At 72.9% G+C, this 21,426-nt stretch carries 21 protein-coding genes and 1 tRNA gene; 11 read left to right on the top strand and 11 right to left on the bottom strand.

Features of this window, described 5'->3' with window-relative positions; all coding sequences use genetic code 11:
* The first annotated feature begins 18 nt into the window (after positions 1-18).
* The 5 genes from QIS99_RS29470 to QIS99_RS29450 are packed head-to-tail and all read left to right on the top strand — an operon-like array spanning position 19 to position 4,662.
* Positions 19-813: an SDR family oxidoreductase gene (locus QIS99_RS29470; RefSeq protein WP_282516772.1), complete on the top strand. Its 795-nt coding sequence runs from the start codon at positions 19-21 to the stop codon at positions 811-813.
* A gap of 13 nt (positions 814-826) precedes the next feature.
* Positions 827-2,452 (top strand): thiamine pyrophosphate-binding protein, encoded by a 1,626-nt coding sequence (locus QIS99_RS29465; protein WP_282516771.1) that lies wholly within the window; start codon positions 827-829, stop codon positions 2,450-2,452.
* A 13-nt stretch (positions 2,453-2,465) separates the two neighbouring features.
* Complete coding sequence (locus QIS99_RS29460) at positions 2,466-3,404, top strand: PDR/VanB family oxidoreductase (protein ID WP_282516770.1); 939 nt, start codon at positions 2,466-2,468, stop codon at positions 3,402-3,404.
* Between the two features lie 17 nt (positions 3,405-3,421).
* Positions 3,422-3,658, top strand: coding sequence for a recombinase-like helix-turn-helix domain-containing protein (locus QIS99_RS29455; RefSeq protein WP_282516769.1), 237 nt, complete (start codon positions 3,422-3,424; stop codon positions 3,656-3,658).
* Between the two features lie 5 nt (positions 3,659-3,663).
* On the top strand, positions 3,664-4,662 hold the full coding sequence (locus QIS99_RS29450; protein ID WP_282516768.1) for an aromatic ring-hydroxylating oxygenase subunit alpha: 999 nt from the start codon (positions 3,664-3,666) through the stop codon (positions 4,660-4,662).
* Between the two features lie 103 nt (positions 4,663-4,765).
* Here QIS99_RS29450 and QIS99_RS29445 read toward each other — a convergent pair whose 3' ends face one another.
* Positions 4,766-5,311 (bottom strand): MarR family winged helix-turn-helix transcriptional regulator, encoded by a 546-nt coding sequence (locus QIS99_RS29445; RefSeq protein WP_282516767.1) that lies wholly within the window; start codon positions 5,309-5,311, stop codon positions 4,766-4,768.
* A 302-nt stretch (positions 5,312-5,613) separates the two neighbouring features.
* Between QIS99_RS29445 and QIS99_RS29440 the strand changes: the two genes are divergently transcribed.
* Entirely contained in the window at positions 5,614-6,771 is a 1,158-nt protein-coding gene (locus QIS99_RS29440) for a PAC2 family protein (RefSeq protein ID WP_282516766.1), read from the top strand.
* A gap of 73 nt (positions 6,772-6,844) precedes the next feature.
* Here the strand turns inward: QIS99_RS29440 and mshC are convergent, their stop codons facing one another.
* The 4 genes from mshC to QIS99_RS29420 all read right to left on the bottom strand — a co-directional run bounded on the left by mshC (position 6,845) and on the right by QIS99_RS29420 (position 10,380).
* Complete coding sequence (gene mshC, locus QIS99_RS29435; protein WP_282516765.1) at positions 6,845-8,074, bottom strand: cysteine--1-D-myo-inosityl 2-amino-2-deoxy-alpha-D-glucopyranoside ligase; 1,230 nt, start codon at positions 8,072-8,074, stop codon at positions 6,845-6,847.
* A gap of 139 nt (positions 8,075-8,213) precedes the next feature.
* On the bottom strand, positions 8,214-9,053 hold the full coding sequence (locus tag QIS99_RS29430) for an SCO1664 family protein (protein ID WP_282516764.1): 840 nt from the start codon (positions 9,051-9,053) through the stop codon (positions 8,214-8,216).
* A complete protein-coding gene (locus tag QIS99_RS29425; RefSeq protein WP_282516763.1) occupies positions 9,017-9,607 on the bottom strand; it encodes a DUF3090 domain-containing protein in 591 nt (196 codons plus the stop codon). Before QIS99_RS29425 ends, QIS99_RS29430 begins: the two co-directional genes overlap by 37 nt.
* A gap of 77 nt (positions 9,608-9,684) precedes the next feature.
* Entirely contained in the window at positions 9,685-10,380 is a 696-nt protein-coding gene (locus QIS99_RS29420) for a histidine phosphatase family protein (RefSeq protein ID WP_282516762.1), read from the bottom strand.
* A gap of 59 nt (positions 10,381-10,439) precedes the next feature.
* On the opposite strand from QIS99_RS29420, the gene corA reads away from it, so the two are divergent.
* Positions 10,440-11,435, top strand: a complete 996-nt coding sequence (gene corA / locus QIS99_RS29415) for a magnesium/cobalt transporter CorA (protein ID WP_282516761.1) — start codon at positions 10,440-10,442, stop codon at positions 11,433-11,435.
* 44 nt (positions 11,436-11,479) lie between these two features.
* Here the strand turns inward: corA and QIS99_RS29410 are convergent, their stop codons facing one another.
* Both QIS99_RS29410 and QIS99_RS29405 read right to left on the bottom strand, forming a co-directional pair.
* A complete protein-coding gene (locus QIS99_RS29410) occupies positions 11,480-12,268 on the bottom strand; it encodes a ferritin-like domain-containing protein (protein ID WP_282516760.1) in 789 nt (262 codons plus the stop codon).
* A gap of 308 nt (positions 12,269-12,576) precedes the next feature.
* On the bottom strand, positions 12,577-13,632 hold the full coding sequence (locus QIS99_RS29405; RefSeq protein WP_282516759.1) for an LLM class F420-dependent oxidoreductase: 1,056 nt from the start codon (positions 13,630-13,632) through the stop codon (positions 12,577-12,579).
* Positions 13,633-13,761: 129 nt separating this feature from the next.
* Here QIS99_RS29405 and QIS99_RS29400 point away from each other — a divergent pair, with 129 nt between their 5' ends.
* Positions 13,762-14,745, top strand: coding sequence for an aldo/keto reductase (locus tag QIS99_RS29400; protein ID WP_282516758.1), 984 nt, complete (start codon positions 13,762-13,764; stop codon positions 14,743-14,745).
* On the top strand, positions 14,742-17,297 hold the full coding sequence (locus tag QIS99_RS29395) for a helix-hairpin-helix domain-containing protein (RefSeq protein WP_282516757.1): 2,556 nt from the start codon (positions 14,742-14,744) through the stop codon (positions 17,295-17,297). Before QIS99_RS29400 ends, QIS99_RS29395 begins: the two co-directional genes overlap by 4 nt.
* Before the next feature lie 164 nt (positions 17,298-17,461).
* Here the strand turns inward: QIS99_RS29395 and QIS99_RS29390 are convergent, their stop codons facing one another.
* The gene (locus QIS99_RS29390; RefSeq protein WP_282516756.1) at positions 17,462-18,184 is read right to left on the bottom strand and encodes a hypothetical protein; all 723 of its coding nucleotides are present in this window, start codon (positions 18,182-18,184) and stop codon (positions 17,462-17,464) included.
* Positions 18,185-18,231: 47 nt separating this feature from the next.
* Between QIS99_RS29390 and QIS99_RS29385 the strand changes: the two genes are divergently transcribed.
* Entirely contained in the window at positions 18,232-18,420 is a 189-nt protein-coding gene (locus tag QIS99_RS29385; protein ID WP_175410115.1) for a DUF5703 family protein, read from the top strand.
* A gap of 87 nt (positions 18,421-18,507) precedes the next feature.
* Here QIS99_RS29385 and QIS99_RS29380 read toward each other — a convergent pair whose 3' ends face one another.
* The 3 genes from QIS99_RS29380 to QIS99_RS29370 all read right to left on the bottom strand — a co-directional run bounded on the left by QIS99_RS29380 (position 18,508) and on the right by QIS99_RS29370 (position 21,100).
* The gene (locus QIS99_RS29380; protein ID WP_282516755.1) at positions 18,508-19,233 is read right to left on the bottom strand and encodes a chaplin; all 726 of its coding nucleotides are present in this window, start codon (positions 19,231-19,233) and stop codon (positions 18,508-18,510) included.
* A 139-nt stretch (positions 19,234-19,372) separates the two neighbouring features.
* Complete coding sequence (gene chpH, locus QIS99_RS29375; RefSeq protein WP_266868791.1) at positions 19,373-19,606, bottom strand: chaplin ChpH; 234 nt, start codon at positions 19,604-19,606, stop codon at positions 19,373-19,375.
* A gap of 159 nt (positions 19,607-19,765) precedes the next feature.
* Positions 19,766-21,100 carry a M20/M25/M40 family metallo-hydrolase gene (locus QIS99_RS29370; RefSeq protein ID WP_282516754.1) on the bottom strand — a complete coding sequence of 445 codons (1,335 nt, stop codon included), beginning with the start codon at positions 21,098-21,100 and terminating at the stop codon, positions 19,766-19,768.
* Positions 21,101-21,312: 212 nt separating this feature from the next.
* Between QIS99_RS29370 and QIS99_RS29365 the strand changes: the two genes are divergently transcribed.
* Positions 21,313-21,397 (top strand) — tRNA-Leu (locus tag QIS99_RS29365).
* The last annotated feature ends 29 nt before the right edge of the window (positions 21,398-21,426 follow it).

Raw genomic sequence — 21,426 nt, 5'->3', positions numbered from 1 at the left:
CCGTACTGGAGAAGGATTATGGATCTGGGCCTCGCCGACCGGACCTATGTGGTCACCGGAGGCAGCTCGGGTGTCGGCCTGGCCACGGTCCGCGCCCTGCTCGACGAGGGCGCGCACGTCGCCACCTGCGGCCGTGACGCCGAACGCCTGAAGCGCATCGGGGAGCACGAGCGGCTCTTCACCGCGGTGTGCGACGTACGGGACGCCGACGCCGTACGGGAGTTCGTGCACAGTGCCGCCGAGGCGTTCGGCGGGCGGAGCGGGCGGAGCGGGCGCGTGGACGGTCTGGTCAACAACGCCGGGCAGTCCCGTATGAAGCGCCTCGACGAGACGACCGGGGACGACTGGCGCGACGAGCTGGAGCTGAAGTTCGCGGGCGTGCTCAACCCGCTGCAGGCCGCCCGGAAGCATCTGGCCGCCTCGGACGCGGCGTCCGTCGTCAACGTCAACGCGGTCCTCGCCAAGCAGCCCGAGACCCGCCTCATCACGACCAGCGCGGCCCGCGCCGGCATCCTCAACCTCTCCAAGTCCCTGTCCCAGGAGCTGGCCGCGGACGGCATCCGGGTCAACTCGGTCTGCCTGGGCCTGGTCGACACCGGCCAGTGGACCCGCCGCCACGCCGCCGCCGACTCCGGTCTCTCGTACGAGGACTGGCAGGCGGAGCTGGCCGCGGACCGGGGCATCGCCCTCGGGCGGCTCGGCCGGGCGGAGGAGGTCGCCTACGCGATCCTCGCGCTGCTCTCGCCGCGGGCCTCGTACATCACCGGAACCAGCATCGACGTCTGCGGCGGAGTCGGCCGCGGCATTCTCTGAGGAGTCACTGCGCATGCGTTACGACCATGGGGGCGCGCTCCTCGTCGCCGTCCTGAAGGAACTCGGCATCGACACGGTCTTCGGGATCGTCTCGGTGCACAACCTGCCGCTGGTCGAGGCCGTCGACCGGGAGCTGCGGTTCGTGCCGGTGCGGCACGAGGCGACCGCCGTGAACGCGGCCGACGCGTACGGCCGGGCCCGCGGCTCGATCGGCTGCGCGCTGACCTCGACGGGCACGGGCGCGGGCAACGCGGCCGGTTCGCTGGTGGAGGCGCTGGCCTCGGGCACGTCCGTGCTGCACGTCACCGGGCAGGTCGAGGCCGAGTTCCTGGGCAGCGGGCGGGGGTTCATCCACGAGACCAAGGACCAGCTGGGCATGCTGGACGCGGTGTCCAAGTACGCCGCGACGGTGACCTCCGCCGACGAGGCGGGCCAGGTCCTGCGCGAGGCGGCCGCCGCCGCCCTGGCCGCGCCGGGCGGCCCGGCGAGCGTGGAGTGGCCGATCGACCTGCAGTACGCGGCCCAGACGGACTCGCCGGATGCGCCGGGCTCGGAGCCCGCCCCGGCCGTCGACCCCGCTGAACTCGCCGCTGCCGCCGCGCTGCTGGCGTCCGCCGGGCGTCCGCTGATCTGGGCGGGCGGCGGCGCCACCCGGGCCCGTACCGAACTGGCCGCGCTCGTCGAGGCGACCGGCGCCGGGCTGCTCACCTCCAACTCCGGGCGCGGCAGCGTCCCCGAGGATCACCCGCAGGTCATCGGCAACTTCGCCACCACCCCGGCCGGCCGCGCCCTGCTCGCCGACGCGGACCTGCTGCTGACCGTCGGCACCCACTTCCGCTCCAACGAGACCGCCGACTACGGCCTTCAGCTGCCGGAACAGCACATCCAGATCGACATCGACGAGGCGGCGCTCGGCCGCGTCTACCCGGCGACGCACGCCCTGCACGGCGACGCCGCCCCGGTCCTGGACGCCCTCCTGCCGCACGCACGCCGCGCCGAGTCCGGGTGGACGGAACGGGTCGGGCAGGTGCGTACCGACGTCCGGGCCGCCCTGCACGACAACCTCGGTCCGCAGGCCGCGATCTGCGACGCACTGCGCGAAGCGCTCCCCCGGGACGCCGTCGTCGCCCGTGACGTGACGATCGCGTCCAGCAGCTGGGGCAACCGGCTCCTGGAGATGTACGACCCGACGGCGAACGTCTTCCCGCGCGGCGGCGGCATCGGGCAGGGCCTCGGCATGGGCATCGGCGCCGCGCTGGCCGACCCGGACCGGCCGACGGTCGTGATCGCGGGCGACGGCGGCCTCGCCGTCCACCTCGGCGAACTCCTCACCCTCGCCCAGGAACGGCCGCGCCTGACCCTCCTTGTCTTCAACGACGGCGGCTACGGCGTGCTGCGCAACATGCAGGACCGGTACGCCGACCGCCGCTCCGGCGTCGACCTGACCACGCCCGACTTCGAACTCCTCGCCCGCGCCTGCAGGCTGCCGTATCTGCGGATCGCGGACGCCGAGCACGCCGCGCCGGTGATCGGCCAGGCCGTCGCCTCCGACGGGCCGGTGCTGGTCGAGGTGGACCTGGCGGCGCTCGGCCCGATGAAGAACCCGTTCACCCCGCCCGTCAAGATCCCCACCGCGTAGGGAGGCCCCCGCCATGACCGACGACCGTCAACTCCAGCTGCTCGTACGGCGGATGACCTGGGAAGCCGAGGGCGTCCTGTCCGTCGAGCTGGTCCACCCGGACGGCAAGCCGCTGCCCGCCTGGGCGCCGGGTGCGCATATCGACGTGCACGTGGGCGGGCAGATCCGCCAGTACAGCCTGTGCGGCGACCCGGCCGCCTGCGGCACGTACCGGATCGGCGTCCTCCACGAGCCGGCCTCGCGCGGCGGTTCCCGCCATGTGCACACCGCGCTGCGCCCGGGCCAGCAGGTCACCGTGTCCGAGCCGCGCAACCACTTCGCCCTGGAGGAGGCCGAGGGCTATGTGTTCCTCGCGGGCGGCATCGGCGTCACCCCGATCCTCGCCATGGCCCGCGAGGCGGCCCGGCGCGGCGCCGCGTGGCGCATGGTGTACGGGGGCCGCGGCCGCGCCTCGATGGCCTTCGCCGACGAGCTGGCCGCGCTCGGCGGCGACCTGACCCTCGTACCGCAGGACGAGCAGGGCCATATCGACCTGGCCGCCGCGCTCGCGGAGCTGCCGGACGGCACGCTCGTGTACTGCTGCGGCCCCGAGCCGCTGCTCGCCGCCGTGGAGGCCGCCTGCCCGCCGGAGGTCCTGCGGGTGGAGCGGTTCGCGGCGCCGGTCGTCGAACGGTCCGGCGACGACGGGGAGTTCGAGGTCGAGTGCCGCAGCTCCGGGCTCACCCTCACCGTCGGCCCGGACACGTCGATCCTGGAGGCCGCCGAGCAGGCCGGTCTGAACGTGTCCAGCTCCTGTCGCGACGGCATCTGCGGCTCCTGCGAGACGCGGGTCCTCGACGGCACGCCCGACCACCGCGACTTCCTCCTCTCCGAAGCCGAGCACGCCGCGAACAGCTCGATGATGATCTGCGTCTCGCGCTGCGCCTCCGGCCGCCTCGCCCTCGACCTCTAGCCCCTGGGAGCACCGCCATGAGCACCGCCACCGATCCGACCTGGCCGTACCTGGAGATCCACCAGTCCCGTACGCACGAGCCGTCCCCGTACGAGTACAAGCTGGCCGCCACCATCGAAGAGGTCTTCACCAAGGAGGGCCACGAACTCGCCGATGTCGTGCGGGGGTTGAACGCCCGCCAGGTCCACGCACCCGACGGCGCCGCGTGGACCGAGGACTCCTTCCGCGCCGAGATGCACCGACTGGGAGCGTGACCACCATGACCCTGACCGCTGACCAGATCTACGCGACCGGCCTGCGCGGCCAGTGGCACCCGGTCTGCCCCTCCGGCTTCGTGGCCCCCGGCGCGATGCGCAAGGTCACCGTCCTCGGCGAGCAGTGGCTGCTCTTCCGCCGCTCCGACGGCACGCTGAGCATGCTCGCCGACCGCTGCCCGCACCGCGGCGCCCCGCTCTCCCTCGGCAAGCACCTGGGCGACCGGGTGGCGTGCTGGTACCACGGCGTGGAGGTCGAGACCGACGGCACCGTGTCGTCGGTGCCCGGCCTGCCCGGCTGCAACCTGGAGGGCAAGCAGCTGGTGCGCTCCCTTCCGGTACGGGAGGTCGCGGGCGCGGTCCTCGCGTACTTCGGCTCCGAACAGCAGCCGCAGCCGGTCGAGTTGACGCTCCCCGAGCCCCTCACCGACCCGGACACCGACGCGTTCCTGTGCTACGCGGAGTGGGACGTGCCGTGGCGGTACGCGGTGGAGAACCTGCTCGACCCGATGCACGGCGCGTTCCTGCACCACGACTCGCACACGATGTTCGAGGGCGACACCACCGCCAAGTTCCGCATCCGGGAGACCGACCGCGGCTACTTCTTCGAGAAGACCGACCAGCGGGGCGTCAACTTCGACTGGGTGGAGCTGTGCCGCACGGGCGTGGACTGGGTGGACCTGTCCATCCCGTACCCGCTGTCCGCCGGGCCCGGCGGCCCGTTCGGGATCGTCGGCATGGTGCGCCCGGTCGACGAGGAGCGCTGCGCGGTGTTCTTCTGGCGCTACCGCAAGGTCCAGGGCTGGCAGCGCGACACCTGGCGGTTCCTCTACAAGACGCTGATCGAGGAACGCCACTGGGCCGTCCTGGAGCAGGACCGCGTGATGCTGGAGGCCATGCCGTCCGACGCCGACCAGCAGGAGAACCTGTACCAGCACGACCTGGGCGTTGTGCGGCTGCGCAGGCTCTACCGCGCAGGGGCGGAGTCGCAGGCCGGCGTCTGATCTGACGGTTCCCCGTGCCCCTGAAGGGGCGCGGGGAACTGCGCGCTCAGCCCACGACCAGGCGCGGACCGGACTCCGCAGAAACCCCCGCGGCGAACCCGGCTCACCCCTCGTCCGGCACCGCCGTCTCCTCGATGGACCGCTCCAACTTGGACAGCAACCTTGCCAGTTGACGGCACTCCGCAGGAGACAGCGCGGCCAGCATGCGGCGCTCGTTCTCCAGGTGCTCCGCGAACACCTCGTCGACCTTGGCGAGCCCGGCGTCCGTGAGCCGCGAGTACACGACCCGCCGGTCGTCCGCGTCCCGCTCCCGCACGATCAGCCCGTCCTTCTCCAGGCGGTCGATGCGCAGGGTCACCCCGGCCGAGGAGACGAGCCCCGAGTCGGCCAGCTGTCCCGCGGTGAGCCGGTACGGCGCTCCCGCGCGGCGCAGCGCCGTCAGCACGTCGAAGCCGGCCACCGCCAGGCCGTGCTCGTCGATGGCGGAGGTCAGCCGGTTGTTGTAGCGCAGGAAGGTGCGGTGCAGGCGTGCCAGCACCTCCAGGGGCGAGGTGTCGAGCTCGGGCCGCTCCCGCGCCCAGTCCTCGATGATCGACGCGACGGCGTCCTTGCGTACGGCGCCGTTCTTCCCCGGGTTCTTCCCCAACATGTGCGACTGCCTTCCCCTCGGCGCGGCTCCCGCGAGCCGCCGAAGAAATCTTAGCCCTGAGACACATACGCGCGTACGGCGGCTGCGCCCCCCGCCAATGCGCCGGGCGTCGCGCACAGTTGACCGTCCGCACCGCGCAGGCACGGCCCTCCGCGAGGGAGCCCATGCATCACCTCTGGCGTGCTCGGGACCCGCAAGGGGGCTGCGGAGGCCCCCCGCGGACGCCGTAAGGTTGGGGCGTACGTGTGGGGGTCCCTCCCAGGCCCTTGAGGCTCTGGGGGAACGTCGGAAGGAGGCGCTGGGTGATCGAGCTCGACGGGGTTCCCGAGCTGGTCGACCCGGTCATGGTGGTCGCGTTCGAGGGCTGGAACGACGCAGGCGACGCCGCCTCCACCTCGGTCGCGCACCTGGACCGGGAGTGGAAGGGCGAGGTGTTCGCCGCCCTCGACGCGGAGGACTACTACGACTTCCAGGTCAACCGCCCCACGGTGTGGCTGGACGGCGGCGTCCGCAAGATCACCTGGCCGACGACCCGGCTGTCCGTCGTGCGGGTCGGCGGTGACAAGCCGCGCGACCTCGTCCTGGTCCGCGGCATCGAACCGTCCATGCGCTGGCGCTCGTTCTGCAACGAGATCCTCGGCTTCGCCCACGAGCTGGGCGTGGAGCTCGTGGTGATCCTGGGCGCCCTGCTCGGCGACACCCCGCACACCCGCCCCGTCCCGGTCAGCGGCGTCACCTCCGACCCGGACCTGGCCCGCACCATGAACCTGGAGGAGACGCGGTACGAGGGCCCCACGGGCATCGTCGGCATCCTCCAGGAGGCGTGCACGCACGCGGGCGTCCCGGCGGTCTCGCTCTGGGCGGCCGTCCCGCACTACGTCTCGCAGCCGCCGAACCCGAAGGCGACCCTGGCCCTCCTGAACCGCCTGGAGGACCTGATCGGCCTGCGCATCCCGCTCGGCGAGCTGGCCGAGGACGCGCGGGCGTGGCAGCTGGGCGTGGACCAGCTGGCGGCCGAGGACAGCGAGGTCGCGGAGTACGTGCAGAGCCTGGAGGAGGCCCGGGACACGGCGGAGCTGCCGGAGGCGTCCGGCGAGGCGATCGCCCGCGAGTTCGAGCGCTACCTGCGCCGGCGCGACGGCGGCCCCGCAGGGCACGGGCACGCCACGGACGGCAGCGAGGCGGGCCCGTTCCTGCGCGACACGGCGAGCGACCGCACACGCCCGCCGAAGCCCCCGCTCCCCCAGGACCGCCCGGACCAGCCCGAGCGCCCCGAGCCGACCGAGCAGCCCGAGCAGACCGAGCGATCCGAGCCGACCGAACGCTCCGAGCGGCCTGAGCAGACCGAACACCCCAAGCGCCCCGAGCCTCCGGCCGACAAACGAGACGCAGCGGGCGATGCCGACGAAGGCGATACGGGCGCCCCCGACACCGGGGACGCCCCCGGCAGGGACGACTGACCCGCACCGCACAGCAGAGGCGCCGGACGAGGAGATCTCGTCCGGCGCCTCTGCGCAGGGGTCGTACTGCGTGTTACAGCGCCACGCCGAGCAGCGCGTCCACCGCCCGGGACACCACACCGGGCGCCCCTTCATCCGTACCGCCCTCGGAGGCCTGCCGCGCGACCCAGCGGTCGACGGCCGCGAGCGCCTTCGGGGCGTCCAGGTCGTCGGACAGGGCCTCGCGGATCTCCTCGACCACGGCCTCGGCGGCCGGGCCGTCGGGCCGGGAGACGGCGGCGCGCCAGCGGTCCAGGCGGTCCACGGCGTCGCGCAGGACCTGGTCGGTCCACTCCCAGTCGGCGCGGTAGTGGTGGGCGAGGAGCGCGAGCCGGATCGCGGCCGGGTCGACGCCGTCGCGGCGCAGCTTGGAGACGAAGACCAGGTTGCCCTTCGACTTCGACATCTTCTCGCCGTCCAGGCCGACCATCCCGGCGTGCACGTACGCCTTCGCGAAGGGGTGCTCGCCGGTGAGTACCTGGGCGTGCGACGCGCCCATCTCGTGGTGCGGGAAGGCCAGGTCGGAGCCGCCGCCCTGGACGTCGAAGCCCATGCCGAGGTGGTCCAGGGCGATGGCGACGCACTCGATGTGCCAGCCGGGCCGGCCGCGGCCGAGGCTTGCGCCGTCCCAGCTGGGCTCGCCCTCGCGGGCGGCCGTCCACAGCATCGGGTCGAGGGGGTTCTTCTTGCCGGGGCGTTCCGGGTCGCCGCCGCGCTCCGCGGAGAGCGCCTTCATGGCGGCCGCGTCGAGCCGGGACACCTCGCCGAAGTGGGTGTCGGACTCGACGGAGAAGTAGATGTCGCCTTCGAGTTCGTAGGCGGCGCCCATGTCACGCAGTCGCTCGACCAGCGGGACGATCCCGGGTATGGCCTCGACGGCGCCGATGTACTGCTGCGGGGGCAGCATCCGCAGGGCGGTCATGTCCTCGCGGAAGAGTGCGGTCTCGCGCTCCGCGAGGCCGGCCCAGTCGATACCGTCGCGCACGGCCCGCTCAAGCAGCGGATCGTCCACATCGGTCACGTTCTGGACGTAGTGAACCTGCCGCTTGGTGTCGAGCCACACGCGCTGCACGAGGTCGAACGCGTTGTAGGTCGCCGCGTGACCCATGTGGGTCGCGTCGTACGGCGTGATGCCGCAGACGTAGATACGGGCGACAGGACCGGGGTCAAGGGCGGTCAGCCCACCGGTCGCGGTGTCGTGGATCCTGAGGTCGCGGCCCTTGCCGGGCAGGGCGGGGACCTCGGAAGCGGGCCAGGCATGCATGCTTCGAGACTAACCGGACGCCCCTTCCGGATACGAACCGGACCGGATCTTCTGGCCGGGAAGGACCTCTTGACGCGACCCCCGCCACTATGACGCCCTCATCCGCGCACCGCGCCGCCGGACGGTCCGAGCCCGGACCTCACACGGGCGGCCACGGAATCGCGGGCCACGATCCGTTCGGCACCGGGTGCACCCCGGACCGCAGCAATTCGGCCACCCGATCCCGTACGGCGGCGACCTCGGCCGGAGTGATCAACTCCACGAGCCGGCCCGCGAGGGCCGCGCCCTCGGCAAGCTCCCGCGCGAGGGCCGCCAGGACCTCGACGGCCTCCCCGGTCAGCGGCTCACCGGCCCAGCCCCACAGCAGGGTGCGCAGCTTGTCCTCGGCGTGGAAGGTGACGCCGTGGTCGATGCCGTACAGCTTGCCGCCGGGTGCGGGCAGCAGGTGGCCGCCCTTGCGGTCGGAGTTGTTGATCACCGCGTCGAGGACGGCGAGGCGGCGCAGCCGCGGGTCGTCGGCGTGCACGAGCAGCGCCGTGCGCCCCTCGCCGACCTCGGCGAAGCCGACGGCCTTCCAACCCTCGTCGGGCTCCTCGCCGTCGACGAGGGCGAGGAGTTCGGGCGCCTCGTCCTGCGGCAGCGGCTCGATCCACAGCTGGCACATGCCCTCGCCGTGCGGCCCGTCGCGCAGCACGGTCGGCGGTACGAGATCCCAGCCGGTGGCCTGCGCGACCTCGTACGCGGCGACCTCGCGCTGGGCGAGGGTGCCGTCGGGGAAGTCCCACAGCGGGCGCTCACCGGCGACCGGCTTGTACACGCAGTGCGCGCTCGCGCCCTCGTGTTCGACCGTGCAGTACAGGACGGCGTTGGAGGCTTCGCGGATCCGTCCGAGCACGGTGACTTCGCCGTGCGTGAGGAGTTCCACGGGCTCGGCGCCTGCGGTCACAGGCCGCGCCGGTATCCGTTCTGACGCGGGCATACGTGTCCTTCCGGGTCGAGCGGCAGGCTGCACAGCGGGCACGGCGGGCGGCCCGCGTTCACGACGTCCAGGGCGCGCTTGGCGAAGGCCCTGGCCTGCGCTCCGGAGAGCCGTACGCGCAGCATCGGCGGGCCGTTCTCGTCGTCCTGGAGCAGCCGCTCCTCGGCCTCGGCGAGGTCCTCGTCGTCGTCGGCGTCGAGCTCGACGAGCGCCTGGGCCTCGACGACCATGCGCTGCTCCTCGCCGTCCCAGGCGAGCGCCATGGTGCCGACGCGGAACTCCTCCTCGACGGGGGTGTCGAGGGGCGCGCTGTCGGAGATCTCGCTGGGCGCGACGGCGGGCACGGGTGCGCTGCCGCCGCTGCGCCGCACGACCTCGTCGAGCAGCTCGTCCATCCGCTCGGCGAGCGCGGCCACCTGGGTCTTCTCCAGGGCCACGCTCGTGACCCGGCCACCGGCGGAGGCCTGCAGGAAGAACGTTCGGCGCCCGGGGAGTCCGACCGTGCCGGCCACGAAACGTTCCGGCGGGTCGTAGAGGAACACCTGACGGGACACGTCCTGGCCTCTCCCTCGCTATCGGGTACTGCGGCCGTGGCCGCGGTCGACGTGGGTCACCCTACTGCGGGCGACGATCACGGTGCGCCAGCACCGCCTCCGACCGTCGCGTCACCCCGACCGTCGTCCGTGCCGTTGTCGCGCGGTGCGAGGCCGCCGAGGTCCCCGGTGTCGCCGAGGCGTACGAGGAAGGGGCGCAGGCGCGTGTAGCGGATCACGGTGACCGAGCAGGGCTCGACGGAGATCCGCTGGAACAGGTCCAGGTGCAGCCCCAGCGCCTCGGCGACGAGCGACTTGATGATGTCGCCGTGCGAACACATCACGTACATGGCGTCGGAGCCGAAATCGCGCTCCACGCGCGCGTTCCACCCCCGTACCGCCTCGGCGGCGCGGTGCTGCATGGCGCGCATGGACTCGCCGCCGGGGAAGGCCGCGGCGGAGGGGTGCTGCTGGACGACCTGCATGAGGGGTTCGTCGGCGAGCTCGGCGAGCTTGCGGCCCGACCAGTCGCCGTAGTCGCACTCGTTGATGCCCTCCTCGGTGTGCAGCGTCAGCTCGGGGCGGGCGGCGAGCAGCGGGTCGAGGGTCTGGCGGCAGCGCTGCAGCGGGCTGCTCACGGCCGTGGCGAGGGGCAGCTCGGCGAGGCGTCCGGGCAGGGCGGCGGCCTGGGCGGCGCCGCGCTCGTCGAGGGCCACTCCCGGCGTCCGTCCGGCGAGCACGGCCGCGGTGTTGGCGGTGGACCGGCCGTGCCGGACGAGGATCAGGGTGGGCATGCCCGCCAGCGTAGGCGGAGCGGGCCGCGGGGGTGCGTCGAGGCCCGGATCACGGGAGAATGCGCGCAATGATCGTGGACTGCGCCATCTATCGCGAAGGCCGCCGCACCCAGCGCCCGAAGGACTTCTCGACGGCCCTGGAGCAGGCGCGGGCCGCCGGTGACGCGTTCCTGTGGATCGGCCTGCACGAGCCGACGGGGCGGGAGTTCGACCACGTCGCGGAGGAGTTCGGCCTGCACCCGCTGGCCGTCGAGGACGCCCTCAAGGCCCACCAGCGGCCGAAGCTGGAGGTGTACGACGACTCGCTGTTCGTGGTCCTGAAGCCGATCGTCTACGACGAGGCGGCGGACACGATCAGCTCGGGCGAGCTGATGCTGTTCGTCGGCGACGCGTTCGTGGTGACGGTGCGGCACGGCGAGGGCGCGCCGCTCGCGGCCGTACGCACGCGCCTGGAGGCGGACCCGGAGGTGCTGCGGCACGGGCCGACGGCGGTGCTCTACGCGGTGAGCGACGCCGTGGTGGACCACTACATCGACGTGGCCGCCGAACTGCACCTGGATCTGGAGGCGTTGGAGGCGGAGGTGTTCGAGCCGGTGCCCGGCGGCGACTCCCGGCACACCGCGGGCCGCATCTACAACTTCAAGCGCCAGGTCCTCGAATTCCGCCGCGCCACCATGCCGTTGGCGGCCCCGATGACGCGGCTCGCGGGCGCGGCGGTGCCGTTCGTGCACGAGGAGTCGCAGCCGTTCTTCCGCGACGTGAGCGACCATCTGACCCGCGCCAACGAGAGCGTGGAGGGTCTGGACCGCCTCGTCTCGGACATCCTCTCCGCCCACCTGGCGCAGACCGGCGTGCGCCAGAACGACGACATGCGCAAGATCTCCGCCTGGGCCGCGATGGCCGCGGTCCCGACGATGATCGCGGGCGTGTACGGCATGAACTTCCACCACATGCCGGAGCTGGGCTACTCCTGGGGCTACCCGGCGGTGGTGCTGCTGATGGCGGGCCTGGTGTACGGGCTGTACCGGCTGTTCAAGCGGCGGGGCTGGCTGTAGGGGGTGCCTTGTAGGGGGTGCCTTGCACGGGGTGCCCCCGGTGCTCAGGCGAACTCGGGCGCCGAACTCGCCGCCCCGCCGAGGGCGTTGCGCCGCTCCGGCATCTTCAGGGACACCATCCGCCGCCACCCGACGGCCCGCTCGTACGCGTACACCGCGCGGATGCCCGCCGCGAGCACCGCCGCCTTGGGGCGCGGCCAGCCCAGAATGCGGCCCATGTGGGCCATGACGGCGAGGCTCACATCGCGGTAGACGCGGATCTCGGCGTGCGCGCACTCGTACAGGATCCGCTGGATCTCCCGGCCGCGCCCGGCGTACGCGAACCGCAGCAACTCCTCGTGGCAGTAGGCGAGATGGCTGTCCTCGTCGTGGGAGATCATCCTGACCGCGCGGCCGAGCTCGGGGTGGTCCGCGAAGTGTCTGTGCAGCAGCTCCATCTGCTCGGAGGCGCGCTGTTCGGTGACGCGGCTGTGGGCGAGGTAGGTGATGATGTCCTGCTCGCTCAGCGGCCGGTCGGCCCTGAGCTGTTCATGGGCGAGCCCGATGCCGTGCCGCTCCAGGAGCATCGTGTAGTCGGTCTCCGGCGGGACCTCGCAGGGTTTGAGGCGGCGCTTCTTCAGGAGGGCGCGGAAGATCCGGCCGTGCTTGTCCTCGTCCGCGCCGTGGCGGCTGATCTTGGGGGCGAGGTCGCGCAGGCTGTCCGGTACGAGCGCGGCGATCCGGGCGTTCTCCCAGCCGCCCTGGGACTCGCCGCTGGCCGCGATGGCGCAGAAGAGCCGGTACGACTCGTCGTGGTCGAGGATCTCGGAGAACAGGCTCTTGGCCGAAAGCATCACTGCCACCTCCTGGGCGCCCGCGAGGTGACCCCGCGCAGACCGAGTCAAATGCGGTGCGAGGCGGCGGGCAACACCAGTGTCGGACGACTCCGCCGAACGGTGGACCCGAAACGGCCGCACGCGCGGGCGCGAACTCTCGGCACGCGCGGGCGCGAACTCGCCGCCCGGAGCCCCCGGTGGGCGCCCCCGGTGGGCGTAACCGACCGGGCTCCGGGGCGTTGTACGGGTAACGGCCGTGGCGGGGAAGACCCCCGAGCCCCCACCACGGCCGTAGAGAACTTCCGCCCTCCCGGAGATCCCCCGCGTCAGGCCAGTCCGGCCCGCTCCAGCGCCTCGGTGCCCGCGCGCAGCGCGGCGAGCCGCTCGTCGAGCGTGAAGCCGGCCGGGGCGAGGGTCAGGGTCGTCACTCCGGCCGCCGCGTAGGCCTGCATCCGCCCGGCGATCCGCTCCACGGAGCCGAGCAGCGTGGTGGAGTCGATCAGCTGCTGCGGCACGGCGGCAGCGGCGCCGTCCTTGTCGCCGGAGAGGTACTTGTCCTGGATCTCGGCGGCTTCCTTCTCGTACCCCATGCGCTGCGCGAGCTGGTTGTAGAAATTCTGCTTGCGGCTGCCCATGCCGCCCACATAGAGCGCGGTGTACGGGCGGAAGGTGTCGGCGAGCGCGCTCACGTCGTTGTCGGCGCCGAGTGCGAGCGGCAGCGTCGGGCAGACGTCGAAGCCGTCCATCGTCAGTCCGGCCTTCTCGCGTCCCGCGCGGATGTGCTTGAGGGCGGTGTCCTCGATGTGTTCGGCGGCGGGGAAGATCAGCAGCGCGCCCTCGGCGATCTCGCCGGTCTGTTCCAGGTTCTTCGGGCCGATCGCCGCGATGTAGACCGGGATGTGCTCACGGGCCGGGTGCACGGTGAGCTTGATCGGCTTGCCCGGCCCGTCGGGCAGCGGCAGCGTCCAGTGCTCACCGTCGTACGAGAGACGCTCGCGGCTCATCGCCTTGCGGACGATGTCCACGTACTCACGCGTGCGGGCAAGCGGCTTGTCGAACTTCACGCCGTACCAGCCCTCGGAGACCTGCGGGCCCGAGACGCCGAGGCCGAGGCGGAAGCGGCCGCCGGAGAGGGAGTCGAGGGTGGCCGCGGTCATGGCGGTCATCGCGGGCTGGCGGGCCGGGATCTGGAAGATCGCGGAGCCCACGTCGATACGCTCCGTCTGGGCGGCGACCCAGGAGAGCACGGTCGCCGCGTCCGAGCCGTACGCCTCCGCCGCCCAGCAGACCGAGTAGCCGAGCTTGTCCGCCTCCTTGGCGACGGCGAGGTTGTCCTGGTCCATCCCGGCGCCCCAGTAGCCGAGGTTGATCCCGAGTCGCATGCGCCGAACCCCTTACCCATGAGTAACGTGCCTGTGGCCCGGACTCTAACGCGCCGCGGCCCGATCCGTCAGGGGTGGTTGTCCACAGGGCCGCCCGGGTTCGGCGGGTCCGCAGTAACCTCAGCGCCCATGGAGCAGAGGCATCTCGGCCGCACCGGCCTGCGCGTGTCCAGGATCGGCCTCGGCACCCTCACCTGGGGCCGTGACACCGACGAGCACGACGCCGCCCACCAGTTGAAGGTCTTCTGGGAGGCGGGCGGCACGCTCGTCGACACGGCGGACGTGTACGGCGGGGGCGAGGCCGAGTACGTACTGGGGCAGCTCGTCGAGGGCCTGGTGCCCCGGCGGGAGCTGGTCATCGCCACCAAGGCGGGCAGCGTCCCCGACCCGGAGCGCCGCTTCGACGGCTCGCGCGGCCACCTCCTCGCGGCCCTCGACGCCTCGCTGCAGCGCCTCGGCACGGACTACGTCGACCTGTGGCAGGTGCACGCCTTCGACGCGTCAACGCCCCTGGAGGAGACCTTGCAGGCCCTGGACATCGCGGTCTCCAGCGGCCGCGCCCGCTACGCCGGGGTGTCCAACTTCTGCGGCTGGCAGCTCGCCAAGGCCGCCACCTGGCAGCTCGCGGCGCCGGGTGCGCGCACCCGGCTCGCCAGTACGCAGATGGAGTACTCGCTGCTGCAGCGCGGCGTGGAGCGGGAGGTGCTGCCGGCCGCGCTCGACCTGGGCGTCGGCCTGCTGCCCTCCTCGCCGCTCGGCCGCGGCGTCCTCACCGGCAAGTACCGGCACGCCACGCCCGCCGGCTCGCGCGGCGCCTCCGAGCAGATGGCCCCGTTCGTGGAGCCGTACCTCGACGAGGCGGCGGGGCGTGTGGTGGACGCGGTGGCGACGGCGGCGGACGGGCTCGCGGTCACGCCCCTCGAAGTGGCCCTCGCGTGGGTGCGCGACCGGCCGGGGGTGGCCGCGCCGATCGTGGGCGCGCGCAACGCTCAGCAGCTCACGGCCGCGTTGTCAGTGGAGACCCTTAGTCTTCCTGACGAGATCTGCCGGGCCCTCGACGACGTGTCGGCGCCCGTGCACCACTACCCCGACCAGGACTGGAGCACCCTGTGAGTACGGAGTCCGCCGCCACGGACGAGACCGGCAGCACGGCACCCGAGCCGGCAGCGGAGGACGCCCTGACACGCACCGCATCGCCCGAGGCTGCCGCGGAGGGTGCGGAGGGCTCGGAGGGCTCGGAGGGCGCGGAAGGCGCCGAGGGTACTGCGGATCAGCGGTCCGACGCGGAGGCTGAGGGCGAGCCGTCCGAAGCCGGGGCTCGGCCTGCCGAGGAAGGTACTCGGCCCTCCGAAAGCGGGGCTCAGCCTGCCGAGGAACCAGCGCAAGCTTCCGAAAGCGGGGCTCAGCCTGCCGAGGAACCAGCGCAAGCCCCCGAAAGCGGAGTCCAGCCTGCCGAGGACGCTGCTCAACCCTCCGAAGCCGAGGCCGAGTTGGCGGCTCAGCAGGAGTTGCGGGAGCGGATCGAGCGGCGCAAGGCCGAGCGGGAGGCCCCGATCGAGAGCGGCACGAAACTCAGCGGCACGGCGGCCGACCTCCTCGCCGCCGTCCGCGCCGTGGAGAGCGGCGAGAAGCCGGCGCGTACGGTCTTCGAGCCGGAGGCCCCGCCTCGCCGCCCTGCCCCCGAGCCGGTCCGCAGGCCCGAGCCTCCGACGCCGAGCGCCCCGGCGGGCCCCGTCGGCCCCGCCGCCGAGACCGTCGACGCGGTCCGCGCGGTCCTCGCCGGGGGCGGCGCCCCGGCCGCGCTCGCCGAGCCGACGGCCACGGCCCTGGGCGAGGGCGCGGATGCCGTGCTGCGCGAGGACCCCTGGCAGCTACTTCGGGTCGCGGGCGTGCGCCCGGAGCAGGCCGACGGGTTCGCCCGCGCCCTGCTCGGCGACGCCTGCCGTCCGGACGACGCGCGCCGCAACCGCGCGGTCGCCGTCTGGCTCCTGGAGCAGGCCGCCGTGGCGGGCCACACCGCCCTCGACGCCCCGGCCCTGGAGTCCACGCTCGGGCGGTACGGGGTGGCGGACGCCGACGCCGCGGTCCAGAGCGCGATCGCCGAGGGCGACCTGCTGGTCTTCCAGGACGCGCTGGAGACCGCCCCGGGCGCCCCGGCCGCAGCGGTCGCCGACACAGGCGCGGGCGCGGGCGCGGGCGAGGAGGCGGACGAGGAGCGGGAGCAGCCGGTCCGTGTCCTCGTCGGCCTTGAGCGGTACGCGCTGGCGGAGGAGAGCCTTGCCGACGGGCTTGCCCGGGTCCTCAACTCCCCTGCCAAGGAGGAGAGTCCGCAGCAGGCGACGCTGCTCGCGGCCGCCGGTTCCGCCCGCGGCTCGACGGCCGAGCTGATCCGGGCCGTCGGGGGCAGCAGCCTCGTCCTGCACACCGGGGGCGAGGCGGCCCGCGCCGAGCCCGCCGCCCTGGTGGCCGCCGCCGCAGCGGCTGGACTGCGGGTCTGCGCCGCCGCCCACACGCCGTACGGGAAGCGGGCGTTCACACAGGCCCTCGCGACACGCCCCGGACCCGCCGCCCCCGAGTCCGGCGCCCCTGAGTCCGACGTGCCCGGCGCCCCTGAGTCCGGCGTGCCCGGCGCCCCTGAGTCCGGCGTGCCCGGCGCCGCTGAGTCCGACGTGCCCGGCGCCGCTGCCGCCGTGACCGTCGCCGGGCTGCTCTCCGGCGCGGAGGGCCCGGGCCGGGACGCCGAGGGCGCGTTCGACCTCGACCTGCTGGTGCTGCTCGACGCCCCGCAGCTGGACGTCGAGGGTGCGGCGATGCTCGTGGAGTCGCTGCCCGACGGCGCCCGGCTGGTGCTGAGCGGCGATCCGGGGGTGCTGTGGTCGGCCGGGCCCGGCCGGGTCTTCGCCGACCTGGTGGCCGCCCGCGTCTGCCCCGTGGTCGTCTCGCGGGTCCCGGACGAGGGTCCGATCGGCGAGCTGGTCTCGGGGGTCGGCGTCGGCGAGCTGAACCAGGTGGCCGCCCCGGAGAAGGAAGTGGTGATCGTCCCGGTGCGGGACGCGGGCGAGGCCGTGCACCGTACGGTCCAGCTGGTCGCCGAGTCGGTGCCCCGCGCGTTCGGCCTGCCCGTCGACGCGACGCAGGTGATCACCGTGGGCCACGGCGGCGCCGCGGGCACCCGCGCCCTGAACGCCGCCCTGAAGGAGCGGCTCAACCCCGGCCCCGGCCGCTTCGGCGGCTTCGACCCCGGCGACCGGGTCGCGTACTCCCCCGCGCCCGGCCGGACGGTCCAGGGCCGCGTGGTGCGGGCGGACGCGGACGGGCTGCACCTGGAGTGCGAGGGCGGCCCCGTCGTCGTACGCAAGGAGCGCGTGGAGCAGTCGGTGCGGCACGGCTGGGCGCTGACCGCGCACCAGGCGGTCGGACAGCGCTGGCCCGCGGCCGTCGTCGTCCTTCCCGGTGACGCGGCGCAGGGGCTGACCAGGGCGTGGGTCTACACCGCGTTCGGGCGCGCCGAGCGGCATCTCTCGGTGGTGCACGGCGTGGAGCAGGCCCTCCCGCGCGCCGTGGCGGAGCGTCCGGCGAAACCGCGTACGACCCGGTTGCAGACCCTGCTCCGCACCCAGACCCCGCCCCAGGGCACGACAACCACCACGGGTGGCCAGCCCTGACCGGGCCCGCGGGCGGGCGCCCGGCCCACAGCCCTGACCGGCCCGCGCGCGGGCGCCCGGCCGAAAGCATCGGCCGGGCGTCCGCCGGCGACCGCAGGCGAACGGCGGGTGACCGGACCCGCACCGGCAGCCCCCGAACACCGAGGGGCCCGGGGAGGGCGGGCTCAGGCGAGGCCGTCGATGTCCTGGGGTGTCGTACGGGGCGATCCGTTGCGGCCGGATGCGGGGCGGGGGAAGCCCCGGTCGTGGTCCAGGTCTTCGTCAAGGTCCTCGTCGAAGACCGAGCTGACGTCGAAGCGGCACACGATCTGCTGCGGGTCCGCCTGCTCGAAGGGCGCGTCCAGCCACTCCCCCGGCTCGGACGGCTCGTCCGCGGCCGCCACCCACAGCGTCGAGTCGCCCTCCTCCAGGCCGAACTCCTTGTGCCTGGAGGCGATTTCGTCCGGCTCGAACTCGCCGAACAGCACCCCGAGCGCGGCATGCACGCTGTGTCCCACGACGCCCGCGGCCGAGGGTTCGCCCGCGGCGGTGTCGGTGTCCAGATCTGCGACGCGCTGTGCCTGGGCCCGCAGCCGCTGCGGCTCGGCCACGGTGTAGTCGCGGCGGATCAGCACGCTCACCGCGGTCGGCTCCTCCGGCCCCGTGTACGGCGGCAGGCCGTCTTCCGCGCCCGGGATCTCGAAGGGTGTGACCTCGTCGTAGGCGTCGTAGAGCAGCTCGTCGTAGGCCTCCGCCGCCGCGGCCAGCTGGTTGAACGCCTCATGGACGCCCGAGTCGTCCTCCCCCGGCCTCCGCTCGACGGCCGCCAGGTGGGCGTCGAGCGCGGCCTTGACCGCCTCGGCGGCGGCACGTACCTCGGCAGCTGTGGGCTGCGCAGCATCAGACATAGTGCAGACGCTATCCGTACCGGGGCGCTGCCCGCACAATAGATGCGATGCCGGAATACGAATTTGTCGATGTGTATGTGCCGCGCGGGGTTTCCCGCAAGGAGGCGACCCGTCTCCTGACGGACCACGCGGAGTACGGGCACTGGGAGTTGGACCGACTGAGCCTGCGCAGGGACGGCAGCCGCAAGGTGCGGTTGCGCCGCCGGATCATCCGGCAGGTGCGCGCCACCTGGTGAACGGCCAGGCGGAGATGTGAGCGCACATGCGAACGGAGTGGGCACCGTTCTCACGGGACCCACTCCGTCGTCGTGCTCCCGGGTGCGTCAGGCGCGCACGCGGGCCCTGCGGTAGAGCACGGTGCCCGCGAGCAGCATGCCCGCGCTCACCGGGACCGCGATGCCGAGCGGCAGGTCGCTGCCGGTCTCGGCGAGCTGCTCGACGCTGCGGGTCGACGTGACGAGCTGCGTCTTCGGCTCGTTCGGCTGCTCGCGGGGCTCCTCGGCGACCGGGTCCTGGGGGTCCTGCGGCGCCCGCGGAGTCTCCTCCTGAGGGTCGTTGCCGCAGTCGTTGCCCGTGGTGGGGTTGAGGGCGCCGACGCCCGTGATCCCGTTCCCGCAGGCGTTCACCGGTACCTCGACCGGTGCCTGGACGCTGTTGCCGGAGAGGATGCCGGGCGAGTGGGACGTGCCGCCCTCGGCGGACGCCCCGCCGCCCGGGCCCTCCGTGTTCGTGGAGCTGCTTCTGTTGGCCGAACGGCCGCCTCCGTCAGAGGACTTGCCGCCTCCGTCAGACGGCTTGCCGCCTCCGTGGGAGGAGTTGCCGCAGTCGTTGCCTGCCGCCGGATTGAGGAGGCCGACGACGTTCACGGTGTTGCCGCAGACGTTGACCGGCACCTCGATCGGTGCCTGGACGCTGTTCCCGGAGGCGACGCCGGGCGACCGCTCGGCGCCGCCCTGGGCGCCCGAGTCGGCGTGTGCGTAACCGGTGACGGCGAGTACGCCGCTCGCGGCGGCCACGGTGATCAGGCCTTTGCGCGTGACCTGTCGCATAGGTACTTCCCTGTCTTGGAACTGCTGGGAACACGCACGCCCCACAGCGGGACGTGCGCTCTCATGCCCAACAGCCCCGGAGTGCATGGCGCGCACTCCGGGGCCACGGACTCAACCCCTCAAGGGGTGAGGCACAACGTCACTTGTTCACGCAGGTGTTGCCGAAGGCGGGGTTCAGCAGCCCGATCACGGAGACCGTGTTGCCGCAGACGTTCACCGGCACGTGGACGGGCGCCTGAACGACGTTGCCCGAAAGCACGCCCGGGGACTTGACGGCAGCGCCCTGTGCGCCCGCGTCGGCGACGGCCATACCCGCACCGGCGAGCACCAGACCACCGGTGGCAGCCGCAGCAGCGACGACCTTCTTGATCATTATTCCTCCTTGTTGGCAATGCAGTCCCAGCCGCGGACTGCATCACCTGTAACGAGGAGAGGTGACGGGGGCTACGACCGAACGGCCCCGTTCACCCGTTTCAGTCAACTGCGCACACGCGGGCGATTCTTGACGCGAGCGCGACGCCTTCCCGGGGGGTCACGACGCGTCGATGAACCGGTCGAGGACGCGTACGCCGAACTTCAGGCCGTCCACCGGAACCCGCTCGTCCACGCCGTGGAACATGCCCGCGAAGTCCAGCTCGGGCGGCAGCTGCAGGGGCGCGAAGCCGAAGCAGCGGATGCCGAGGTCGTCGAAGGACTTGGCGTCGGTGCCGCCGGAGAGCATGTACGGCACGGCCCGCGCGATCGGGTCCTCGGCGCCGAGGGCGCTCTGCATGGCGTCCACGAGCTTGCCGTCGAACCCGGTCTCCAGGGCCTTGTCGGCGTGCACGTCCTCCCGCTTGACGCGCGGGCCGAGGAGGCGGTCGAGGTCGGCCAGGAACTCCTGCTCGTAGCCGGGCAGGAAGCGGCCGTCGACGTGGGCGGTGGCCTGGCCGGGGATGACGTTCACCTTGTAGCCGGCGCCGAGTTGGGTGGGGGCGGCGGAGTTCTTGAGGGTCGCGCCGATCATCTTCGCGATGCCGCCGAGCTTGGCGAGCGTCTCGTCCATGTTCTCCGGGTCGAGTTCTGTGCCGAGGGCGTCGGAGAGCTCGTCGAGGAAGGAGCGGACGGTCTTGGTGACGCGCACCGGCCAGTTGTGCCGGCCGAGGCGGCCGACGGCCTCGCACAGCTCGGTGATCGCGTTGTCGTCGTTCGTCATGGAGCCGTGGCCCGCCGTGCCGTCCACGGTGAGCCGCATCCAGTGCATGCCCTTCTGGGCGGTCTCCACGAGGTAGAGGCGCAGATTCTCGTTCACGGTGAAGGAGAAGCCGCCGACCTCGCCGATCGCCTCGGTGACGCCCTCGAAGAGGCCCGGGTGCTTGTCGACGAGGTGGCGCGCCCCATACGTACCCCCGGCCTCCTCGTCGGCGAGGAAGGCGAGGACGATGTCGCGCGGGGGCTTGCGGCCGCTGCGCAGGCGGTCGCGTACGACCGCGAGGGTCATCGCGTCCATGTCCTTCATGTCGACCGCACCCCGGCCCCAGACGCAGCCGTCGGCGACCTCGCCGGAGAAGGGGTGGTGGGTCCAGTCCTGCGCGTTGGCCGGTACGACGTCGGTGTGGCCGTGGATCAGCAGCGCGGGCTTGGACGGGTCCGCGCCCTCGATGCGGGCGACGGTCGAGGCGCGGCCCGGGTGGGACTCGAAGATCTTCGGTTCGAGGCCGACCTCGGCGAGCTTCTCCGCCACGTACTCGGCGGCCTTGCGCTCGCCGGGTCCCGAGTGGTCGCCGTAGTTGCTGGTGTCGATACGGATCAGGTCCCGGCAGAGGTCGACGACCTCGTCCTGGCCGGAGACCGACGGTGCCTTCTCGCCCCTGCTCGACTCGCTCACGCTGCTTCCTCCCGAGTTGCCGCTGGTGGTCCCTCATATCCTCGCGCGCCGACCCCTCCCGCCCCAAGGCAGGGCACCGCCCGTCATGCGCCGTTCCCAGGCCGGACAGGGGTGGGCCGGGGGTGGGCCGGAGGTGGGCCGGGGGTGTGATCAGGGGGCCTCGAATGTTTGCTATGGTTTTCCACGTCGCCGCGGGAAACCGCGGGTCACCGGTCCGGGTGGCGGAATGGCAGACGCGCTAGCTTGAGGTGCTAGTGCCCTTTATCGGGCGTGGGGGTTCAAGTCCCCCCTCGGACACAGCGAGAAGCGGGGGGGGGGGGGGGGGG

It is taken from the genome of Streptomyces solicavernae (assembly GCF_029968095.1).
Classification (GTDB): domain Bacteria; phylum Actinomycetota; class Actinomycetes; order Streptomycetales; family Streptomycetaceae; genus Streptomyces; species Streptomyces solicavernae.
The sequence above is the reverse complement of the archived record's forward strand: the minus strand, read 5'-3'. Positions and strand labels throughout refer to the sequence as shown.

What these genes read in the sequence shown, in the direction of transcription:
- QIS99_RS29470 (WP_282516772.1), top strand. Translation starts at nt 19, where the DNA reads ATGGATCTGGGCCTCGCCGACCGGACCTATGTGGTCACCGGAGGCAGC.
- QIS99_RS29465 (WP_282516771.1), top strand. Translation starts at nt 827, where the DNA reads ATGCGTTACGACCATGGGGGCGCGCTCCTCGTCGCCGTCCTGAAGGAA.
- QIS99_RS29460 (WP_282516770.1), top strand. Translation starts at nt 2,466, where the DNA reads ATGACCGACGACCGTCAACTCCAGCTGCTCGTACGGCGGATGACCTGG.
- QIS99_RS29455 (WP_282516769.1), top strand. Translation starts at nt 3,422, where the DNA reads ATGAGCACCGCCACCGATCCGACCTGGCCGTACCTGGAGATCCACCAG.
- QIS99_RS29450 (WP_282516768.1), top strand. Translation starts at nt 3,664, where the DNA reads ATGACCCTGACCGCTGACCAGATCTACGCGACCGGCCTGCGCGGCCAG.
- QIS99_RS29445 (WP_282516767.1), bottom strand. Translation starts at nt 5,311, where the DNA reads ATGTTGGGGAAGAACCCGGGGAAGAACGGCGCCGTACGCAAGGACGCC.
- mshC (WP_282516765.1), bottom strand. Translation starts at nt 8,074, where the DNA reads ATGCATGCCTGGCCCGCTTCCGAGGTCCCCGCCCTGCCCGGCAAGGGC.
- QIS99_RS29430 (WP_282516764.1), bottom strand. Translation starts at nt 9,053, where the DNA reads ATGCCCGCGTCAGAACGGATACCGGCGCGGCCTGTGACCGCAGGCGCC.
- QIS99_RS29420 (WP_282516762.1), bottom strand. Translation starts at nt 10,380, where the DNA reads ATGCCCACCCTGATCCTCGTCCGGCACGGCCGGTCCACCGCCAACACC.
- corA (WP_282516761.1), top strand. Translation starts at nt 10,440, where the DNA reads ATGCGCGCAATGATCGTGGACTGCGCCATCTATCGCGAAGGCCGCCGC.
- QIS99_RS29410 (WP_282516760.1), bottom strand. Translation starts at nt 12,268, where the DNA reads ATGCTTTCGGCCAAGAGCCTGTTCTCCGAGATCCTCGACCACGACGAG.
- QIS99_RS29405 (WP_282516759.1), bottom strand. Translation starts at nt 13,632, where the DNA reads ATGCGACTCGGGATCAACCTCGGCTACTGGGGCGCCGGGATGGACCAG.
- QIS99_RS29400 (WP_282516758.1), top strand. Translation starts at nt 13,762, where the DNA reads ATGGAGCAGAGGCATCTCGGCCGCACCGGCCTGCGCGTGTCCAGGATC.
- QIS99_RS29390 (WP_282516756.1), bottom strand. Translation starts at nt 18,184, where the DNA reads ATGTCTGATGCTGCGCAGCCCACAGCTGCCGAGGTACGTGCCGCCGCC.
- QIS99_RS29385 (WP_175410115.1), top strand. Translation starts at nt 18,232, where the DNA reads ATGCCGGAATACGAATTTGTCGATGTGTATGTGCCGCGCGGGGTTTCC.
- QIS99_RS29380 (WP_282516755.1), bottom strand. Translation starts at nt 19,233, where the DNA reads ATGCGACAGGTCACGCGCAAAGGCCTGATCACCGTGGCCGCCGCGAGC.
- chpH (WP_266868791.1), bottom strand. Translation starts at nt 19,606, where the DNA reads ATGATCAAGAAGGTCGTCGCTGCTGCGGCTGCCACCGGTGGTCTGGTG.